The organism is Patescibacteria group bacterium (assembly GCA_041665365.1).
In the GTDB taxonomy this organism is placed as follows: Bacteria; Patescibacteriota; Patescibacteriia; order UBA9570; family UBA9570; genus UBA9570.
Genome location: JBAYIY010000003.1, coordinates 19891 through 41139 on the forward strand (window position 1 = coordinate 19891; position 21249 = coordinate 41139).

17 protein-coding genes and 1 tRNA gene are annotated in these 21249 nt (G+C 40.8%); 8 read left to right on the forward strand and 10 right to left on the reverse strand.

What is annotated here, in order from left to right; translation table 11 throughout:
* Positions 1-31: 31 nt before the first annotated feature.
* From groL to WCV88_02035, 4 genes are all read right to left on the reverse strand, one after another.
* Positions 32-1672, reverse strand: a complete 1641-nt coding sequence (gene groL, locus WCV88_02020; GenBank protein MFA6474958.1) for a chaperonin GroEL — start codon at positions 1670-1672, stop codon at positions 32-34.
* Between the two features lie 2 nt (positions 1673-1674).
* Positions 1675-1953 carry a co-chaperone GroES gene (locus WCV88_02025; GenBank protein MFA6474959.1) on the reverse strand — a complete coding sequence of 93 codons (279 nt, stop codon included), beginning with the start codon at positions 1951-1953 and terminating at the stop codon, positions 1675-1677.
* 97 nt (positions 1954-2050) lie between these two features.
* Positions 2051-3232 carry an O-antigen ligase family protein gene (locus tag WCV88_02030; GenBank protein ID MFA6474960.1) on the reverse strand — a complete coding sequence of 394 codons (1182 nt, stop codon included), beginning with the start codon at positions 3230-3232 and terminating at the stop codon, positions 2051-2053.
* 568 nt (positions 3233-3800) lie between these two features.
* Positions 3801-3872: transfer RNA gene (locus tag WCV88_02035), tRNA-Met, on the reverse strand.
* Between the two features lie 61 nt (positions 3873-3933).
* Between WCV88_02035 and WCV88_02040 the strand changes: the two genes are divergently transcribed.
* Positions 3934-5835 carry a sigma-70 family RNA polymerase sigma factor gene (locus WCV88_02040; protein ID MFA6474961.1) on the forward strand — a complete coding sequence of 634 codons (1902 nt, stop codon included), beginning with the start codon at positions 3934-3936 and terminating at the stop codon, positions 5833-5835.
* A gap of 120 nt (positions 5836-5955) precedes the next feature.
* Here the strand turns inward: WCV88_02040 and WCV88_02045 are convergent, their stop codons facing one another.
* Positions 5956-6846, reverse strand: a complete 891-nt coding sequence (locus tag WCV88_02045; GenBank protein ID MFA6474962.1) for a hypothetical protein — start codon at positions 6844-6846, stop codon at positions 5956-5958.
* Complete coding sequence (uvrA, locus tag WCV88_02050; protein ID MFA6474963.1) at positions 6843-9671, reverse strand: excinuclease ABC subunit UvrA; 2829 nt, start codon at positions 9669-9671, stop codon at positions 6843-6845. Before uvrA ends, WCV88_02045 begins: the two co-directional genes overlap by 4 nt.
* Before the next feature lie 44 nt (positions 9672-9715).
* Between uvrA and WCV88_02055 the strand changes: the two genes are divergently transcribed.
* Positions 9716-10897: a UvrB/UvrC motif-containing protein gene (locus tag WCV88_02055; protein ID MFA6474964.1), complete on the forward strand. Its 1182-nt coding sequence runs from the start codon at positions 9716-9718 to the stop codon at positions 10895-10897.
* Here the strand turns inward: WCV88_02055 and WCV88_02060 are convergent.
* The 3 genes from WCV88_02060 to WCV88_02070 all read right to left on the reverse strand — a co-directional run bounded on the left by WCV88_02060 (position 10875) and on the right by WCV88_02070 (position 14599).
* The gene (locus WCV88_02060) at positions 10875-11618 is read right to left on the reverse strand and encodes a hypothetical protein (GenBank protein MFA6474965.1); all 744 of its coding nucleotides are present in this window, start codon (positions 11616-11618) and stop codon (positions 10875-10877) included. The two genes, WCV88_02055 and WCV88_02060, sit on opposite strands and share 23 nt — an antisense overlap.
* Before the next feature lie 10 nt (positions 11619-11628).
* Positions 11629-12411 (reverse strand): hypothetical protein, encoded by a 783-nt coding sequence (locus tag WCV88_02065; GenBank protein MFA6474966.1) that lies wholly within the window; start codon positions 12409-12411, stop codon positions 11629-11631.
* Between the two features lie 148 nt (positions 12412-12559).
* Positions 12560-14599, reverse strand: a complete 2040-nt coding sequence (locus WCV88_02070; GenBank protein ID MFA6474967.1) for a UvrD-helicase domain-containing protein — start codon at positions 14597-14599, stop codon at positions 12560-12562.
* A 114-nt stretch (positions 14600-14713) separates the two neighbouring features.
* Between WCV88_02070 and WCV88_02075 the strand changes: the two genes are divergently transcribed.
* The 6 genes from WCV88_02075 to WCV88_02100 all read left to right on the forward strand — a co-directional run bounded on the left by WCV88_02075 (position 14714) and on the right by WCV88_02100 (position 19855).
* Positions 14714-14998 (forward strand): hypothetical protein, encoded by a 285-nt coding sequence (locus WCV88_02075; GenBank protein MFA6474968.1) that lies wholly within the window; start codon positions 14714-14716, stop codon positions 14996-14998.
* A 92-nt stretch (positions 14999-15090) separates the two neighbouring features.
* Positions 15091-15366, forward strand: a complete 276-nt coding sequence (locus WCV88_02080) for a type II toxin-antitoxin system RelB/DinJ family antitoxin (protein ID MFA6474969.1) — start codon at positions 15091-15093, stop codon at positions 15364-15366.
* A gap of 271 nt (positions 15367-15637) precedes the next feature.
* Complete coding sequence (locus tag WCV88_02085; protein MFA6474970.1) at positions 15638-16021, forward strand: hypothetical protein; 384 nt, start codon at positions 15638-15640, stop codon at positions 16019-16021.
* Between the two features lie 21 nt (positions 16022-16042).
* Entirely contained in the window at positions 16043-16267 is a 225-nt protein-coding gene (gene secG, locus WCV88_02090) for a preprotein translocase subunit SecG (GenBank protein ID MFA6474971.1), read from the forward strand.
* 32 nt (positions 16268-16299) lie between these two features.
* Positions 16300-18048: an ABC transporter substrate-binding protein gene (locus tag WCV88_02095; GenBank protein MFA6474972.1), complete on the forward strand. Its 1749-nt coding sequence runs from the start codon at positions 16300-16302 to the stop codon at positions 18046-18048.
* A 7-nt stretch (positions 18049-18055) separates the two neighbouring features.
* Complete coding sequence (locus WCV88_02100; protein MFA6474973.1) at positions 18056-19855, forward strand: ribonuclease J; 1800 nt, start codon at positions 18056-18058, stop codon at positions 19853-19855.
* A 61-nt stretch (positions 19856-19916) separates the two neighbouring features.
* On the opposite strand, the gene WCV88_02105 is transcribed toward WCV88_02100, so the two are convergent.
* Positions 19917-21182: a serpin family protein gene (locus WCV88_02105; GenBank protein ID MFA6474974.1), complete on the reverse strand. Its 1266-nt coding sequence runs from the start codon at positions 21180-21182 to the stop codon at positions 19917-19919.
* Positions 21183-21249 lie beyond the last annotated feature (67 nt).

Here is a 21249-nt window from a genome sequence, read left to right on the forward strand (position 1 = left end):
ACATTTATTAATAATAATTATTATAACACGTTTACATCATTCCGCCCATACCACCCATGCCGCCCATACCACCTGGCATTGGGGCTGGTTCATCTTTCTTGGGGATTTCAGTAATGACAGCTTCAGTGGTGAGCAACATAGAAGCAGCCGAGGCGGCATTTTCCAAAGCTGATCGAGTTACTTTAGCTGGGTCAATAATACCAGCTTTAACAAGATCAACATACTCACCAGTGGCGGCATTAAAGCCAATATTACCCTGGCGTTGTTTAACACCTTCTACCACGACCGACCCTTCAAAACCGGCATTTTGAGCAATTTGACGGAGTGGTTCTTCAAGAGCGCGGCGCAGAATATTTAAACCAATGGTTTCTTCATGATCGAGTTTTAAACCATCTAAGGCTGGTAAGGCTCGAATCAAAGCGGTACCACCACCAGCTACAATCCCTTCAGCCATCGCGGCTTTAGTAGCGGACAGGGCATCTTCAATGCGATGTTTCTTTTCTTCCATTTCAGTTTCAGTCGCGGCTCCCACTCGTAACACGGCAACACCACCAGATAATTTAGCTAGACGTTCCTGTAATTTCTCACGATCGAAATCTGAATCGGTTTCGGTAATCATCTTTTTAACTTGAGCAATGCGGTTAGCTAATACAGTTTTATCACCTTTACCTTCAATGATGGTGGTATTTTCTTTGGTAGCTTTTACTTTACTGGCTTTACCTAAATCAGCTAACTCAACGTGATCAAGTTTCAAACCAACTTCTTCGGTAATAACACGACCACCGGTAATAACGGCAATGTCTTCTAACATTTCTTTGCGGCGATCACCAAACCCAGGGGCTTTAATCGCCAAAGTGTTGAAGGTACCGCGGAGTTTGTTCACCACTAAAGTAGCCAGCGCTTCACCGTCGACATCTTCGGCAATGATGACCAATTCTTTTTTACCGGCCTGAGCCACTTTTTCTAAAAGAGGAACAATTTCAGAAACTGAAGAAATTTTCTTATCGGTAATTAATATATATGGATCACGGTATTCAGCTTCCATGCGATCTGGATTAGTGATCATGTAGTGGGAGACAAAACCTTTATCAAATTGTAAGCCCTCTACTTTTTCTTTCTGTAAACCAAAGCTTTGTGATTCTTCAACTGTCACAACACCGTTATCACCCACTTCATCAATCGCTTCAGCAATAATTGTACCAATTTCATTATCGTTGGCTGAAATTGACGCCACTTGAGCTTTTTCTTCTTTGGTAGTGACTGGTTTACTGAGATTCTTTTTAAGATATTCCACCACGGCCTGCATACCTTTATCAATCCCTCTTTTTAAACTTAATGGATTGATACCGGCGGTAACATTTTTTAAACCTTCATTCACAATGGCTTGAGCTAACACAGTGGCGGTGGTTGTACCGTCACCGGCGACATCATTCGTTTTAGAGGCGGCTTCTTTAATAATTTCCGCACCAATATTTTCAATCTTGTTTTCTAATTCAATTTCTTTAGCGACCGTAACGCCATCTTTGGTAATCACTGGAGCACCATAACCTTTATCAATCACCACATTGCGCCCTTTCGGCCCTAAGGTGACTTTAACCGCATCGGCTAATTTATTGGCGCCAGCCCGAAGGCCATCGCGACAGAGTTCATCGTATTGAATATTTTTGGCCATAATTATTTCTTAACAATTGCTAAAATCTCGTCGTGCTTGAGGAATTTTAAATCCTCATCATTGAATTCAATATCATCGCCGGAATATTTACCAAACACGATGGTATCACCGACTTTGAGAGTAAGTTTTTTGGCATTCTCGCCATCACCAATGGCCAGAACTTCACCTTCAGCTTTTTTTTCACGATCGACGGTATTGGGTAGCACGATGCCTGAAGCAGTGACTTCCTGCTCAGTCAACGGGCGAACCAAGACGCGATCACCAACGGGTTGTAGATTCATACGTTTTAGTGGTTAGAGACATACCATGGTATGTCTTTACAAATTAGCTAGTTAGCACTCTCGGTATTTGAGTGCTAAAGTAGTGTAGCGAAAGGGGTTACTCCCTGTCAAGCCGGTAAAACCAGCCAATAATTACGCACCAAATGAGGGTTAAACTGGGAATGGTCCAGAAATAATGATCAGTTATACCCAGTAATAATATCGCTAATAATAAGTATGCGGCTGGTTTGGAAATGAGCTGGTTTTTATGTAAGATAACGGGGTATAAAATGAACCAATACCAAATAATAGCACCAAATACTCCCAGTTCGCCCAGAATCATCAGTGTGACATTATGAATTGGAGTTACTGTTTCACTGGTATATTGACCAATGCCAATACCGAGTGGCCAACGTTGTTTAAATACGGTGCTAAATTCTTGTATTTGGTCTTGTCGTTCAGTGATAGAATTTTGTTCAACATAATTGGTCGCTGTTATACGGCTATTTATTAGTGGCCAATAAATAATCAAACAAATAATTAATACTCCCAGACTACTAATAAGAAAATAAGGATCAATTTTTTTAGCGATAATCATTATTACCAGCATGACACACCAGACTAATAAAGCTGTTCGAGAAAAAGTTAAAATTAAACCTAATGTCATTACCGCACCAGGTACAGCTAGCCACCAGTATTTTTTCGAGAGATAAGCCGTTGCTATTAAGCATAATAATATTAAACCGCCGGTGATATTAGGGTGAGGCATTAGGCCATAAGCCCGTAACCAACGACCGGAATCTGTTAATACCACCGCCACACCAGAGGTAGCTGGTAGTTGACTGGCTACCCCGAGCCATTTATTCGGAATAACTTCCTGAAAAATGAATTGACTAATATTTGTAAAAGATTGGATACAACCAATTAAAGTAAAAGTACCAAGCAACCAATCAGATTTTAGCGGAGATGTAGCGATAATGGCCATGAGCCATAAACCAAGAGCGAGATGTAGCCAATAATACAAGGCTAGATTTTGATCGTGACCAAAATAGCTTGAGCCCGCCGCCACTATTAAAATGGCACATCCCAACAAACTGGCTAATAAATTTGGCTGTAGGGTTGTTTGGTGATACCAGTACCATAACCACAACAAACCAACTATGACAATTAATATATCAAAACCATACAGAGCGATAATCGCGAACTGGTTTTGTGAAATTGTTAATATTAGGCGTGTTTGAAAGGGCAAAAAAAATATTAGGGTATATATGGCGACTTGAAGAACAACTGGTAGTTTCATCTTCTTATCATAACACAATCTAACCAGAATACACCTTCCCAACCTTCCTATTGTAGGAAGGAGTAAGAAAGAAAATGTAAACGGAATGGTGTGTTGCGGGGGTCCTTCGATAAACTCAGGACGAGCTTTTTTTACTCAATTCCTTAAGTAGGACAATATTTTGTTGAATTAAGGCCATTTTTTTAGCACGTGACCAGCCTTTTATTTGTATTTCTCGTTTATGAGCCATGTCTCTAGAAGGATATTGTTCTTGATATACCATTCGTATGATGGTGAATTTTTTCGTAAAAAAAGAATCATGGTTTTTGTGTTCAAGAAGACGTTTTTTTATGTTATTCGTAATACCAGTATAAAATACAGTGTTATCGCATAACAAAATATATAATGTATACATAAAAGTACATAAGTTAAATAATGGTATTAATATTGATATTTTTCGTCCTCAACTAACCAAGGTATACTCCTGAAATGGCAATATCATTTGGCTAATTGGAGATATTTTTCTTCTATCCCTTCGACAAGCTCAGGATTGAAAGTTCACACTGAGCGAGCGAAGCGAGTCGAAGTGTTGCGGGGGCGGGATTCGAACCCGCGACCTGATGGTTATGAGCCACCCGAGCTTCCACTGCTCCACCCCGCGATAAATGTGGCACTATTGTACTGTGGACTAATCGTTATGTCAATGTGCTATACTACACAATATGTCGGAGTTTGAAAAACAAATATTTGCTAATGCCAACCAGGATTACGACGCCGCCTTTGCCAAATTATTTGGGGCGTATTGCCATGATGTTTTTCGAGTCGCTGTGGCAGCCTCATACTATTCAGTTGATCCAGCTATTGATTTAACGCGGGAAGTGTTTGCTGAGGCCTATAAATATATCCATGCTTTTTCACCACAACAGGGTAGTTTTCATTTACATCTCATGATGGTTTTGGTGAAAGTTTTACGCAAGCGATCCACCCCTGTCCCGTCCACTCACGAAATCATACCGAAATATTTAAAACACAGATTACGGCCAGATGCCGCTCGACTGTGGTATGCCATTCAGCATTTACCGTTTGATCTCTGGTTGGTATGTGAACTATTTTATGGTGGACATTTTACACCTCCAGAAATAGCTTATATTTTAAATCAACCAGTTAGTCAAATACAAACTTTACTAGGCCAAGTACATCATTATTTACGCCAAGTAACGCCGACTTATCATGAACATTTGATAAAAATATATAAACGGCGCAACCGATTTGCTGTGTTAAAACCAAATCAACAAGTCCGTTTGATGCGTTTGCTCTTAGAACGAAAGCGCATGCGAATGACTTTTATTCAACGCAGTGTTTGGCAACGCTTAGCTCGACCGAGAAATATATTAATTTTAGCAATAACTGGTGGATTAATCGGTGCAATGATTGTAGCTCTATTATATCGTGAGCCGGCTCGACAATTATTTACGCAAAATAATTTACCAACTACAAACCAAGTATCCAGTCTATTTACTAGTGTAGTAACAGATCGTCGACCCAGTTTCTTATATAAGTCAGGTGACTTACCAAAAGTTGAGGTTGTGCGTGAATCATTAGTAACCGTTACTGAAAAATTATATGGTACCAAATATGTTAGTGATCAAACTCAGCCAACTGATGCTGATGGTTTAACACCGCAGTTTAGTTTTGCTTTCGCTGAGGATAAATATATCCAGGTTAGTACGGCTTATACTTACATGGTGCCCGAAAAATTATCTGAAGATACGTTGCAATATGCGGCCTTAAAACATTTTGTTTCGCTCCCATTGAATCAATTTACTTATGTGAACGGTACATATTATATCCCGGAAGATCCTACTCAATTTCGGCCGTTATTTATCTCCTTTAATAATAACGGTGCAATTGATTATCAAATGCGACAAGTCGCGATTTGTGATTTACCCAATTTAACTGAACCAATTGCTGATACGCAAGCGCAATCATTTGGCTATGAGTTTTTAAAAGCTCATAAATTTATTGAAGCCGATGAAGCTGATTTAGAGATTGAACGAATGAGTAGTGAAAATCGTACTGTACCACTCGATGCCTTTTGTAAAAATGGTGATACCAAACCCGTGCAAGATCGTTTATTAGTGTATTTTACTCCACAAACCTCATTGAAATTTGGCACAGCAGCGAATGATCAATTACCACTGCGGTTGCCCGGTGTGGCGGTGCAATTACATGGTAAACATATTACTAATCTACGGGTCGATCCATTATTTTTACTTTTACAATCAGCGGTGCGCGGTTCAGACGTGACCTTGAAACCCCTCAGTCAAGCGATGACAGAGTTACAGAAATATCACTATCCCAATGAAGCGGAGCTAGGTGAAGCACAGCGTCATGCTACAGTCTTTCCACAATGGAATCATAGTCACGGGTCAGATCGATTTACGCAAATGGCTGTGAGCACAGTGGCCTTAGAATATGTTTATGATGAACTCAATCACACCATCGAACCTTATTATATTTTTACTGGTATGGGTACTGATGGTAATGGTAAAACTATTTCAGCACGGTGGTATGTGACAGCTTCTACAACTGATGTTGAATTAAGGGGACCGTACAGGGAATAGAAACATTCCGGAGTTTACCCACTCACTGGAATGTACCCCCTAGCCCCCTTGCAGGGGGAACAAGATTTTTTCTCACACTTTTTCTTAGCCCCCTGCAAGGGGGTTGGGGGTAAATTCCGTTTAAGAGATCAGTTCTTTCATTGTCTGTTCCCATCTCTTCTGCAATTCTGGTCTTGGATCATAAGTATGAAATTTCAGAATATCATCTGAGAGTACCACAACGCTCGATTCTATCGGCCCACTAAGTTGTTTGAGTTGTTTAGGCATGAACCACAGTTGGAGTTTTTTTAATAATCTTTCCCATAACCACAGGCGATCTGGCAGGTGACTAGAACCAACTGTGCGATTAGGGTACATTTGATAGGCTGGTGTATTAGGTAAAACTTGTTTGATCCAATCATATTGTAGATTTTTAAACAAATGTTGTGGGTCATAAATGGGTAGGAGTTGCGCTAACCAATAGGCCTCTAATAAATCACCATCGTTGTTTCTCAACTGGTCTAGTTTGGTTAAACCAGTTGGTGTGACATAAAAACTTAAACATATAGCATCTTTGGTATGATTTGGTTTAGGACGAACATTAAGTAGTTTGGCTAATAAAGTTGTATAAAATCTGGTTGACCAGATATGATCAGGAGCAGTGACAATCAGGATATCAACATCACTATTACATTGTACATTGTGATAGGCTAATGTGTTTACTAAAGCCATGGCTCTAACGCCGGGCAACATGGTTAACCAACCTAATAAGCGGCGGCGTTTATTCCATTTTCGTTCAGATTCTTGGTAACGTTGTTGTCGTATAACACTTAAATTTTCACGCCCCTGAAACATAACAAAACCACCGTGTTCTATTAATTGTGGTAGTTGTTTGGCTACAGTCATCGTTTCACTTAATGAAGTTTGAGGTGACCGCCATAAATAGCGATAAATTTCTGGATAGGTGAGGGGAAAATCAAATGAATCAAAATACACTAGTGTTGCCAGAATCGATTGTTGTAGTGGTGTCATAAGCGCCGTAAAAACTGCGCGGTGTAGGAGTTCTTTACCAGTTTCACTTGTTCTGGAGTACCTTCAGCAATAATTTCGCCACCACCATCACCACCCTCGGGGCCTAAATCTATCAACCAATCAGAACATTTTATAACATCTAAATTATGTTCGATAATCAATACACTGTTACCTTTATCAACTAACTTATGTAACACACTAAGTAATCTTTTGACATCGGCAAAGTGTAAACCAGTGGTTGGTTCATCTAGAATGTATAAAGTTTTACCAGTGGCGCGGCGTGATAATTCTGTGGCCAGCTTAATTCTTTGGGCTTCACCACCAGATAGGGTTGTAGCATTTTGTCCGAGTTGAATATAACCCAAACCGACATCTAATAAGGTATGTAATTTTTCATGAATCGCTGGAATATGAGTAAAAAACTGGACAGCCTCTTCAACCGTCATTTCCAAAACATCAGCGATCGTTTTACCTTTATAGTGAATTTCTAAAGCCTGTAAATTGTATCTTTTACCCTGACATTCATCGCACTTTACATAAACATCTGGTAATAATTGCATAGCAATGCATTGGACACCATCACCTTCACACGCCTCGCACCGGCCACCCTTCACATTAAAAGAGAACCGGCCAGCTTTATAACCGCGCATTTTGGCCTCTGGTACTTGCGTGAATAAATCACGAATGGCAGTAAAGACCCCGGTGTAGGTGGCGGCATTAGAACGTGGGGTTCGACCAATGGGGGATTGATCAATATGAATGACTTTATCGAGATGTTCCAAGCCGGTTATTTCACGATGTTTACCGGGATGATCTTTGGCATTAAAAAAATGTTGCGCCAGTGCTTTGGCGAGAATATCGATCATGAGTGTAGATTTACCTGAACCAGATACGCCGGTGATACACACTAATTTTCCTAATGGAATAGACACATCAATATTTTTTAAATTAAATTCTTGCGCCCCAAAAATTTTAATGGCCTTACCGTTGCCTGAGCGATATTTTTTAGGTGGAGAGATTGTCTCTTTGCCAGATAAATACAAACCAGTCAGAGAATGTTTATTTTTCTTAATGACGGTCGGTGTACCTTCCGCGACAACTTCACCACCATGGCTACCGGCGCCTGGGCCAATATCAATCACATGATCAGCGGCTTCAATGGTGTCGGCATCATGTTCGACCACAATTACGGTGTTACCTAAATCACGCAAGGTTTTTAAAGTAGCAATCAAACGAGCGTTATCACGTTGGTGCAAACCAATTGACGGTTCATCTAGTATATAAATCACCCCCATGAGGGCTGAACCAATTTGGGTGGCTAACCGAATGCGTTGGGCTTCACCGCCAGACAAGGTGGCAGCGGCGCGATCTAAAGTTAGGTAATCTAAACCGACATTATGTAAAAACTCTATCCGTTCTTTAACTTCTTTCACAATGGGGGAAGCAATTTTTTGTTCGCGTTGCGTTAATTCATAACTGGAAAAAGTTGTACGCAATTGGCTAATACTTAAGGCACACAAACTAGCAATATCAGCAGCATGAATGGTAACTCCGAGTACGGCTGGTTTTAATCTTTTGCCAGAACAGGTTGGACACAGTGAGATGCGCATGTACCGTTCGATTTCACCGCGCATGTAATCAGATTCAGTTTCTTTGTAGCGGCGTTCTAAATTCGGAATGACACCTTCATAGGAGGTATAAAAACCTTTAACTTTACCAGGTGCATAAGGGGCATTGATATCATAACTATTATCTCCAGAACCAAATAACACGGTTTGCAGAGCAGCGGCTGATAAATCTTTCACTGGATCATGAATCGAAAAACCTTGGGCTTGTGCCACGGTTTCTAAAATACGCATCATCCAGGTTTGATTAGCCGAGGTGCGTGACCACGGGCGAATGGCTCCTTCGGAAATAGATAAGCGTTTATTTGGAATAATCAAATCAGGATCCACTTCAAGTTTGGTGCCTAAACCGGTACATTCTGGGCAAGCGCCATGGGGGCTATTAAACGAAAAATTACGCGGTTCCAGTTCTTCCATATTAAAACCACAGTTGGGGCAAGCGAACCGTTCGGAAAATATTTGATCACGTTCAACTGTGGTATCGTGAATAATCACTAAGCCGTTTCCTAAATCTAAGGCCGTTTCCAAAGATTCAGCGAGGCGTTCTTTATCCAAGTCTGCCGTGATGGTGAGGCGATCAATCACAATATCAATAGCGTGTTTTTTCTTTTTATCTAAAGTCATGTCTTCAGCTTCTTCAATCGGAAGCATCAGACCATCAATTCGTAAGCGGCTGTAACCAGATTTTTTGGCTGTGTCTATGACATTACGGTGTTCACCTTTTTTATCACGAATCACCGGAGCTACGATCATTACTTTGTGATCGATTGGTAAATGAGTGACCGCTTCAATAATTTGTTTAACCGTTTGTTTACAAACCACTGTGCCATCATTTGGGCAATGGGGGATACCGATACGGGCATAGAGTAAGCGCAGATAATCATAGATTTCAGTGACTGTGCCAACGGTGGAACGGGGATTGTGTGACGTAGTTTTTTGATCAATTGAGATGGCCGGTGACAAACCAGAAATTTGATCAACGTCTGGTTTATCCATTAAACCCAAAAACTGGCGCGCATAGGCTGATAAGCTTTCCACATAACGGCGTTGCCCCTCAGCGTAAATAGTATCAAACGCCAAAGATGATTTTCCTGAGCCGGATAATCCGGTAATCACCACCAATTGATTACGCGGAATATCAACAGAAATATTTTTTAAATTGTGTACCCGCGCTCCCCGGATAGAGATGAAATTATCCATATGAATCGCGAGTAGTATACGCCCGTGATATACTATGGTCAAGCATGCGCACTGTTATAGCTCAACAATTAAAGACTTTACCCAAACAACCGGGTGTATATTTGTTCAAAAACCGGTTTGGTAATGTTCTGTATGTCGGCAAAGCCAAAGTTTTACAACAACGGGTGCGGTCATATTTTCGCGCACAGACCGACTTATCTGATTTAAAGTTATTAATGATTCCACAGATTGATGTGATTGATACCATTCCGGTAGCGACAGAGACGGACGCGATTGTTTTAGAAGACCAACTGATTAAAGATTATCAGCCACGCTTTAATACTTTAGCCAAAGACGATAAAAGTTTTTTATATATTCATATTACCGCCGAAACTACTCCGCGTATCCTGGCCGTCCGGCGGCCAGATTTAGCGAGTGGAGGAATTTTTTACGGACCATATCCGTATGCAAAAAATATCCGATCGCTGTTACTTTTAATACATAAAATTTTCCCGGATACTCAACAAATCGATCGGGTGATTGCCTTGTTAGAGGGTAAATTGTCTAACTTAATTCCAGACTTACAGACCGCCATGCAGCAGGCAGCGCGCCAAAAACACTTTGAACGAGCCGCCCATTTACGCGATCAAATCCGAGCTGTGCAACAATTAAAAATGTTACGCAAAACACCGCGCCAATACTTGTTAGAAAGAATGCAAACTACATCTTTGGATATAATGATCGGCCTGAAGGAATTATCACACGCCTTACATTTACCAGAATCTTTGCACCGCATTGAAGTGTATGACATCTCGCACCACCAGGGGCGATATATGGTTGGTTCGATGATTGTGTTTATTGATGGCTTACCGGATAAAGCCGAGTATCGTCGATTTAAAATTAAAAGTGTGTTAACCGGTCAATCGGATGATTTTAAAAGTTTACGGGAAGTGGTGCAGCGCAGATTAAAACGTGATTGGTCATTACCGGATTTGGCGATTATGGACGGCGGTAAGGGGCAACTTAGTGCGGTGGCACCATTGTGGCAATTAGCCGGAGTGCCAGTAGCAGCTTTAGCCAAAAAACGGGAAGAATTATTTTTACCCGGTATACCTTTGCCGGTATTATTATCAGCCGGGAGTCAGGGTTTATTTTTAGTACAAAGAATGCGCGATGAAGCGCACCGGTTTGCGATTAGTTATTATCGTTTATTGCACAGCCGGGCTATGCGCCAGGCAGGGAAATAATATCCTCAGCGGTCGCGCCGATCATGAGTAATTCAGCATCAGTGACAGTTAATTCTTCAGTACCAGATCGAATAACTATACCATTACCAGTGTTAGACCGGAGGATAGTGGGTTGCTTATTTAATAAAGGTTGAACGGCGGGTAAAGCTGATAATTTTGTCATTAAACCAGAGGCTGGTTTTTGTAGAGGCAATTCATGAATTGCCTCTACAGGTTGTTGAGTGGGTTCAGGTTGTTCAAATGTGGCTAAAGCTGTTTTAGTGGCTTGAACTTTCTTTTGCAGATCAGTGAGTTGATCGGCATAGCGTTGGTTAATATGATCCATTTCATCCAACAGACCCTGGCGATCTAACCCACCGGCGGAATAATTATCAAAAGCTTTTTTCTCATCGATTTTTTGTAATCTAACCACTTCTTTGAGTTGGGTATTTTGTTTTTGTAAAACCTCTTTTAACTGAGCGATCTGTGCGGTGTTATCTGGCACAGCGGCCGTTTGACGATCCAGTTCAAACAATTCACGTTCTAGTGCCTGTTGGCGGGTTTCACTACCTTGGATTTTAGAAATCCAATCTTTCATGTTACCCAAAAGAGTATTCTCTTCTTGTTGTAATTTTTCTAGTTCAGCTTGTACCGCACTCCGGCGATCCGGCGTAGCCGAAACTGGTGTCACAGGTGGAACTGGTTGTAACTTAACGTTGGGGGATAAAGTTATATCTGGCATAATGTTTAGCCTACTCTAAAGTGAAGTCCTTTAAAAGGTTACTAACTGTTTTATCAAAAATCACACTTGATCCAGTTGGGGCATACTGACCAAGAATTGTTACCACGTATTGTTCAGACTGAGCAGTTGTGACGGGGAAATAATGCACTATGATGGGATTATGATTGGCGTCATAGGCATGTTGCGTAGCGCCGTTGCGCGCAGCGACAGCCGTAGGGGATGATACCGCAATGGTGCCGTCATAAGTGGGGGCGGCTTGTTCGAGCCAAGTGGAAAAATCGGCTAAGTCATTTTTTGTCACCGTGATAGTCATAGTAGTAGCATCGATGCCAGTGTGTGTGTAGCGCACGGAATTGGTGGCTTGATCGGTTAACGTCCAACTGATCGGTAAGGCCAGGGTCATTTCACCAGCCGATGTCAGAACTTGTCTTTTTTCTATTGTGTTCAGCATAAATAAACCGCTGTTATCCTTGGCTAAGGCAGACATTTCTAGGAAAGTGGCTTGGGCATAGCCGGCCACAACAATTAACGCCAAGGCGCCAACAAACACAATACTATATATATTAATCAGGTTATGTCGCATCGACCAGGTTTTAACTTTATGTTTATGATGGGTCTGGTGTTTGGGTGCTGACGCGGGTGGCTCGGCCGGCACATGCGGTGACACCTGATAGATGTCTAATGGGCTGACGGCCGACTTTTTTTTACGACTAACACGAGCCCGGGTTTTTTTGGCGGTGGGTGCAATTTTTTTCTTAGGTGTGGTTTTTTTCTTTGTAGTTTTTCTTTTCATAGAACAATATGAGAATTGTACAACGGATGTTTTTTTGAGGCAAGGGGGAGACCTCTCCTCCCCAACCCTCCTCTCCTTCGTTAGGAGAGGAGGGAGTAAGAAAGAAAACCCCCTCTCCTTCTGAAGGAGAGGGGCAGGGGGAGAGGTCTCATTCCTCTTGCACCAGTTCTTTGGGTATATCCTTTAAAAATCTCGATGGGGCAGTAATTTGAGTAGCCCCATAGACCGTGCGCTGGGCAGCATAAATAAAATAGGCACGGCGCTTAGCACGAGTCAGAGCGACATAACACAAGCGGCGTTCTTCTTCCATTTCAGCGGGTTGAAAAATACTGCGGGCATGGGGAAACAAACCTTCTTCCATACCACAAATAAACACCGTATCAAATTCTAAACCTTTGGCTGCATGCACTGTCATCATATTAACCGCATTAGAGTCATCATTAACCTCGTCTTGATCTGACACTAAGGTGATATCTTCCAACATGGCTATAATACCATCGGCTCCTAATTTATTATCAAACCGTTTGGTCACCGATTTTAATTCATCAATATTTTCTAGTCGGCTCAAGTCTTCCGGTAATTTAGTATTATATTGATCTTTGAAGTGGGTTAGTGACACAATTAGATCTAATGATTCAGATGGCGTTAGGGTAGAAATTTTTTGGTTGATGGTTTTCATTAGATTTTGAAATTTCAAAAATGCCTCATGTTGTTGGGTGCGTAGTTCAGGTAACGAATCAGGTGTAATGTCTAAATAGGTGACACCTAAACTGCGGCACTGGGCTTCAATTTTTTTCCAACTATTCGCACCCAAACTGCGCGCTGGTACATTCACAATTCGTTCCACACTCACCCAATCTTGGGGGTTAACCACTGATCTTAAATATGCTACCAAATCTTTAATTTCCCGCCGTTCATAAAATTTAATACCACCAATAATGTGATACGGTATATTATAGCGTAAAAAAGTTTCTTCTAAGGCACGGGATTGAGCATTAGTGCGATACAGTAACACATATTTACGTAAATCAATTTGATGTAATTGTTTTTGAATCGTGCGTTGTAAAGAAAATGTTTGGCTGGACATGATTTTATCTAATATTCCCGGGGTTGGTTGGGCATCTTCATCAATATAATGTACCTCATCCTGTTCGGTGACTGTTTGGGTGGGATTGAATATTTCTTGAATGATATATTCACCTTCTTGTTTTTCATCGCTCACGGCTTTGATGGTGATTTTGTGGCCGCGCTCATTGTCTGTCCATAGGGCTTTGTCTTTTTGTTTGACATTATATTTAATAATTTCATTGGCGGCTTCTAGAATATGTTGGGTGGATCGATAATTTTGCTCTAATAATATTACAGTGGGGTTTTTATAATCGGTTTCAAAATCCAAAATATTTTGTAGATTAGCACCTCTCCAACTATAGATGGATTGTGCATCATCCCCGACCACACAGATGTTATGATATTTTTCCGCTAGCAGGTGGACTAATTTATACTGCGCCTGATTAGTATCTTGATATTCATCCACTAATATATAATGAAAAGCCTCTTGGTATTTTTTTAATACTTCAGGGTAGTCAGTAAAAATCCGCACAGTTAAACCAATTAGATCATCAAAGTCTAAAGCATTATGATCTTGTAAGGCCTTTTGGTAAGTGTTATAAACCCCGGCCGCCGTGCGTTCCATGACATTACCGGCTTGAGTGGAAAAATCGGCTGGGGAGATTAAATCATTTTTAGCTTGAGAAATCATGTGTTTCATTAAACCTGGTGCAATCACTTTAGTATCTAGACCTTGATCTTTCATCACTTTTTTTATGAGAGAATCGGTATCTGCTGTGTCATAGATCACAAAAGTCTTTTTGTAACCCAATGACTCTATTTCACGTCTAAGAATTTGGACACAGACCGAATGAAACGTTCCCATGATGGGATAATATTTAATCTTACTACCCAAGAGTTTTTGTAAACGCGTGCGCATTTCTTTAGCTGCTTTATTGGTAAAGGTAACAGCTAAAATATTTTGTGGGGCGGCTTTTTTCTTGGCAATAATATAGGCCATGCGGTGAATCAAAGTTTTAGTTTTACCGGAACCAGCGCCTGCCAAAATTAACACCGGCCCATCCGTGGCTTCCACCGCCGCGCGTTGTTTATCATTTAATGAAGCTAACAATTCATGCATAGACTGGATAGCATAGCATTACTTTAATTTCATTGACAAATTCACCCGATAGTATTAAATAATCTGACATCTGGAGGGAAGATGAAAGAAAAGAGGGGACGCGGTCGGCCTTCTATGGGCAATGAAGCCCGAAACGTCAACGCGGTGGCGAGAGTCACCGCAATGACGTTGGAAAAGGTTGACCAGGCCGCTGCAGCAGCCGGTGTGTCACGTTCCACCTGGATCGCCGACACCATCGAGCGGGCGTTGTACCCGCCCGTCGTCGGCGAAGATTGTACTGGGCTCCCGGGTGAGCCCGAGGACAATCACGTCGACCTTGGAGTCGACGTTTCAATTTGTGAGGGAGAGTGTATGGGAGAAGAAACTCCCATTCGCTATCTTGATAATGATGAGGAATAGGCTTGGGTTGAGTACAAAACACTCCCCAAGCCTAAGTTACATAGTGTATTGACACTGTCATGACAGTATGATATGGTGGGTGTATGAACAACATGGATACAATTCAAATTAGAATTGACACAAAAACCAAACAATCCGCTCAGCATGTGTTAGATGAGTTGGGATTAGATATGACCTCAGCTATTCGGGTTTATTTAAAACAAATCGTTTTGCAAACTAGTTTACCTTTACGTTTGTTAACGAGTAATGGTTTAACACCAAATGAAGAGCAGGCTATTCTTGCCGCTTCAACTGAAGCGAAGACAGGGATGAATGTGACGAAACCAATGTCGGTTAAGGCAGCTCTAAAATATTTGGATACCTTATAATGTACATTCAGTATCATAAAAAATTTGAGAAACGGTTTACCAAACTAACACCCCAACTCAAACAGAAAGTGAAAAAATGTATTGAACGGTTTGATCAAAATCCATTTGATACCCAATTAAGGAATCATGCATTGACTGGAAAATTAATAGGTAAAAGAGCCATTTCTGTAATGGGTGACATGAGGATTATCTTTGAAGAGCAAAATAATTATGTTTTAGTTATAATGTTAGATGTCGGAACACATAATCAAGTTTATTAAAAAATAAATATATGTACGACGATAACGACCCAAATATAACTTGGCAGGATCGGTGGGAAGGCGGCGCTCGAGAAGAACGTGTGCATTACCAACAAATGACACCAGATCAACTACTGCAGTGTCTGAACCAACATGATTTTGGTAGTTATTACAGTCTCTGGTATGTCATTGGAACACAAACCACGCAAGCTGATAAATTTATTTGGCCACTATATGACGTGATTGCCTCTTCGGCTGATTTTTTAACCCGTTATCATGCCGCTACTAATTTGGCTAAATTACTAAATTGGCCAGACGATCATTCCATTATTAAACAAATTAAATTAAGCCAAGAGCGCCCAACTGTGGAGCTAGTAAGCAGTCTTAAAGAGGTATTGACACAAATACCCAAATAAACTAGTATCACCTCACTGTTTATGAATCTTGCTTTGATTCTCTCAATCGCACAAGTTATCGTCGTCGTTATGCTGGTGGCAGCCGTGCTTTTGCAGCAAAAAGGCGTTGGGCTGGGTTCTAGTTTTGGTGGTGGTGATAGTGTGTTTACGACCCGCCGTGGTCCTGAAAAAGTCATCTTTAATGCCACGATCGTTTTATCTAGTTTGTTCCTTGGGTTAGGCATTGCTGCCTTTCTTCTCCAATAGAATTCAATAGTTTTTTTATCAAATAATTTTGTATGTCTGAAAATCGTCAATCACGATTAGTACTCGGTGTGCCTAAACGACGGCTGCCAACCATGGCGCAATTGCGCTATATCAACAACTTACTAACCTTCAAACAACAAATCACAGTGTTGCTTTGTTCAGTTGTATTTGTGGCCGCATTAATTTTTATGGGGGTATATCGTTATTTAAGTACGACTCATGTTATACCTGAGTATGGCGGTTCATACGTGGAAGCGTTAGTTGGACAGCCACAATATATCAATCCGATTTTGGCGCAAACGAATGATGTTGATCAAGATTTATCACGCTTGATGTTTTCCGGTATGTTTAGGCAAACTAAAGAGCAGAAACTCGAACCTGATTTAGTCACCGCTTACACTATTTCTGACGATCAACTAACTTACACTTTTACAATTCGGCAAGACGCTAAATGGCATGATGGTGAAGCGCTCACCGCCAGCGATGTTATGTTTACCATTCAAGCCATTCAGGATCCAAATTATCAGAGCCCATTAGAGTCAAGTTTAAGAGGTGTGCAAGCTGAGAAAGTTGATGACAACACTATCAAGCTAACCTTAAAAGAGCCATTTGCACCATTTTTATCTAGTTTAACTTTTGGTATTTTACCTGAACATATTTGGTTTGATGCTTACAAAGTATCTTCACAAAATATTACCCTATCTGAATACAACATCAGACCGATTGGTTCTGGACCATTTATGTTTGATTCGTTAGTCAAAGATGGTAGCGGTGTATTAAAATCATATAAGTTAAAACCGTTTAAACAGTACTATGGTCAAAAACCATATCTCTCCGCGCTGAGTTTTTCATTTTATAGTGATTTAGATTCAGCCGAGCAAGCCTTACAGCATAAAGAAGTTGATGGCCTCGGTTTTATAACTCCAGAACAAAAAATTACACTACAAAATAAAGTAAATAATCTTAATTATTACCGTTTACAATTACCCCAATACACAGCGATTTTCTTTAATCAAAAGAAATCTGATGTCTTAGCGTCTGACTCGGTGCGTCAAGCGATGGTGTGGGGAGTTGATCGTACCACTATTATTGATCAGGCTCTCAGTGGTGAAGGCGAGCCGATTTATACACCAATTTTACCGGGTTATTTAGGCTATAATACTGAAGTTGAAAAATATGGCTTTGATTTAGAAAAAGGTAAACAAATCTTAGAAGACAATGATTGGAAAATACCAGAAGGTGAGCAATACAGAAAAAAGGGCGATCAAGTATTAGAATTTGGTATTGCCACAGTTAATCAACCGGAATTTTTGGCGACACTTAAAGTGCTGCAAGATAATTGGGCAGCTATGGGCATGAAAGTAAACGTTAATGTCTATGAACCAGCCGATATCCAAGAACAGATTATCAAACCACGTGCTTACGAAGCGCTCTTGTTTGGTGCGATCATCGGGAGTGATCCTGATCCATATGCTTTTTGGCATTCCACGCAAATGTCTCATCCTGGTTTAGCTTTGGCCGTGTTTTATCAAAAAAATATCGACGATTTATTGGAAACCGCGCGTAAAACCAGTGATGAAGAACAACGGCGGTTAAAATATTTTAACTTTCAAAACATTTTAGCAGAAGAAATTCCGGCCATATTCTTATACAATCCTTATTATACCTACGCTATGAACAATAGTGTTAAAGGTATCACTTCACAATATATTTCACTACCCTCCGATCGGTTTGTGGATATCCTTAACTGGCATATCAAAACCAAACGGATTAAAAATTAATGTTTTTATGATGCAACAGCAGTCACATCCGCATTACTTTAGGCGGAAACCTCGCACTATTCAGCGCACAGTTAGTCGTGCTAATGGTGGGCAAAGATTTGTTCAATCACCCAGTGTCGCTCCGGTGGCAGTGGGCGTAGGCAAACATAAATTACGCGTCGCCATTGTCGGTGGCGCGGAAGAAGTTGGTCGTAATATGACCATGATTGAATATGGCAAAGATGTCATATTAATCGATTGTGGTTTACAGTTCCCGGAAGAAGATCAACCGGGCATTGATTACATTATTCCTAATGTGTCATACCTGAAAGGTCGTGAGCAAGATGTTAAAGGGATCGTTATTACCCATGGTCATTATGATCATATTGGCGGTATACCACATCTGTCACCCGTCCTGCATCATCCACCGATTTACGGTACTAAACTAACCAACGGTATTATCATGAAGCGGCAGGATGATTTTCCAGATAAAGGCAAAATTGATTTACGGGAAATTAATCCAGATCAACCCATTCAGCTAGGGATATTTAAATTAGAATTTTTCCGGGTCAATCATAATATTCCAGATTGTGTTGGTATTATTGTGCATACACCAGAAGGCACTTTAGTGCATACTGGTGATTTCAAGTTTGATTTACAACCCATCATGGATGAGATCACAGATTTTGCTAAAATGGCCGTGCTTGGTCAACAAGGTGTTTTAGCCTTGTTATCTGATTCAACCAATGCTCCATCGGCTGGCCATCAGATTTCCGAAACGGTGATTGGTTATACCTTGGATGAAATTTTCCGCAAAGCTAAAGGGCGCGTAATTGTTGGTACGTTTGCTTCACTGTTAAACCGGTTACAACAAGTCATTTGGATTTCGGAAAAGTATGGTCGTAAGATTGTCATTGAAGGTTTCAGCATGAAGAGTAACATTGAAATTGCCAAAGAGCTAGGCTACCTGAAAGTGAATCCAAAAACTATTATCACGCCACAGGAAGCCGTGCGATTGCCAGAAGATAAACTCACTATTATGTGTACCGGCGCCCAAGGGGAGAGTAACGCGGCACTGATGCGCATTGCCACCCGTGAGCACAGATTTTTCCGGATCCAAAAAGGTGACATGGTGATCTTTTCCTCATCGGTCATTCCTGGCAACGAACGCACCGTGCAACGTTTAAAGGATACCTTACTGAAGGAAGGTGCTAAGGTGATTCATTACGAAATGATGGATGTGCATGCCGGTGGTCACGCCAAAGCCGAAGATTTGAAATTACTCTATACCTTACTAGATCCAAAATACATTGTGCCAGTGGAAGGTAATCGTTGTTTGTTGGAAGCCAATAAAACAGTAGCCCTCGAAATGAAATGGCCAGACGAGCATGTTTTCGTGACAACGAACGGTCAGATTATGGAATTTTCTGGTGGTGAAGGTAGATTAACCAAAGAAAAAATCCCCAGTGATTATGTGATGGTAGATGGGTTAGGTGTCGGTGATGTGCAAGAAGTGGTGCTACGTGATCGCCAATTAATGAGTGAAGATGGCATGTGCATTATTGTTGTGACGATTAAAACTCAAACCGGCGAAGTGATTGGCGCACCAGAAATTATCACGCGTGGGTTTATCAACATTAAAGATGCCAAACATTTAATTGATGAAACCCGTGAAAAAGTAAAACGCATTTGCCAGCAAAAACATCCTGAAGCGGCGGCCACTAATCCGCAATTCATTAAAAACAAGTTACGTGATGATATCGGGCAATTCTTATTTCAACGCACCCAACGCCGTCCCATGATTTTACCGGTGGTGGTTGAGGTGTAAAAAACACGAACCGTTGTCCGGTAGAGACATGCCATAGCATGTCTCTACCGGACAAAAACATTTATTTCAATGGATCAACCATTCTACCCATGAATAAAATATTTCCGCTTTGGTTGTCAAGAATAATAAAAACAAACGGATGATCAGCGCGAAACACCGGTATTTCAGTTTGTGCGGCTGACAATGACGTAGTTACACCAGTCGCAGCGGCAGCTTCAGTGCCGGCTTCATTTACATCAATAAACGCTTGATGAATGACCGATTGGATAAATAAATCTTTAGTTCCATCCATACCAGAAAAATCAGCGTTTGTAGAAAAAGCCGTTGGCATGCCCATGGCCTTTAAGGTGTCATTCAAAGTATATTTTGTATCCAGGGTGAATTTTGGTAGATAGACATCAACTAGTTGTTCATTCAGGCTAGCTTTCCAAGCATCAAGTTGTTTTACAGAGAGTGATGATTCTAATATTGAGAGATCATTGGTTTTGGGTAGTAAAACCAACATCGATAATTGTTTACCTTGATAGGGGAGTTCAAGCACCTGAGTGGTAACATCAGCCACATAGCGAAATTTTGTTGCGGTGTTGGTTTGCTGCATCATGGGAACGCGCACAGTTTCAGTAGAGGAGATATTAAAATTCTCTTCGCTGGTGTCAGTTTGGTTAAACTGTGTTAACCACTCACCTTTAAAATATACCGCATTGGTTAATACCAATTTGGTTATTTCAGAAATTGTACCATTCGGAAAAAGATCTTTAATTTTATCATTGGTTTTGTCTGCCACCCAGGTGTTAATAGTATTCCTGGATGCTTCTGGATTATTGGCAAAATCCAAATTGGTGGCTTCACCGCCAAAGTATTGGTGTACTGTATTTAAATAATCAGCCTGCAATTTATAATCTTGTTGTACCCATAAAGCATTGGCGACATTAAATTGATAATCAGTGTTAGTAGTGGTCAGTCGATCATTCAGTGCTTGATAGGCAATGCGCCGATCAGTTTCATCAGTTGGAAATTGAAAGACCGCTTGCATTTCTTTAGCAGTGTTACCTCGAGCGCCTTCATAAACCATGGCAAACGCTGTAGACAAACTATATGGGGAAAAGAACACATTACCAGAATCATTTTTTAATTGATTATAAAGATTAAAGGCAAATCCATTATTTACATCAACCACGGCCGTAGCACAAGCCAAGGCTTTATTATTATTGGTTGTGGCACTGGGAGATTTAATAAATGGGTTGTTTTTACTAAAATAAATTAAAACATCAGCACAAACAATAGCAACTAGGGCAAGTACCATAATGACCAGAATTTTCTTTTTCATAACCGTAATTCTATCCTAATGAAACCTACGATGCAACTTGACGAAAGGGATTTTTTTTGCTACAATA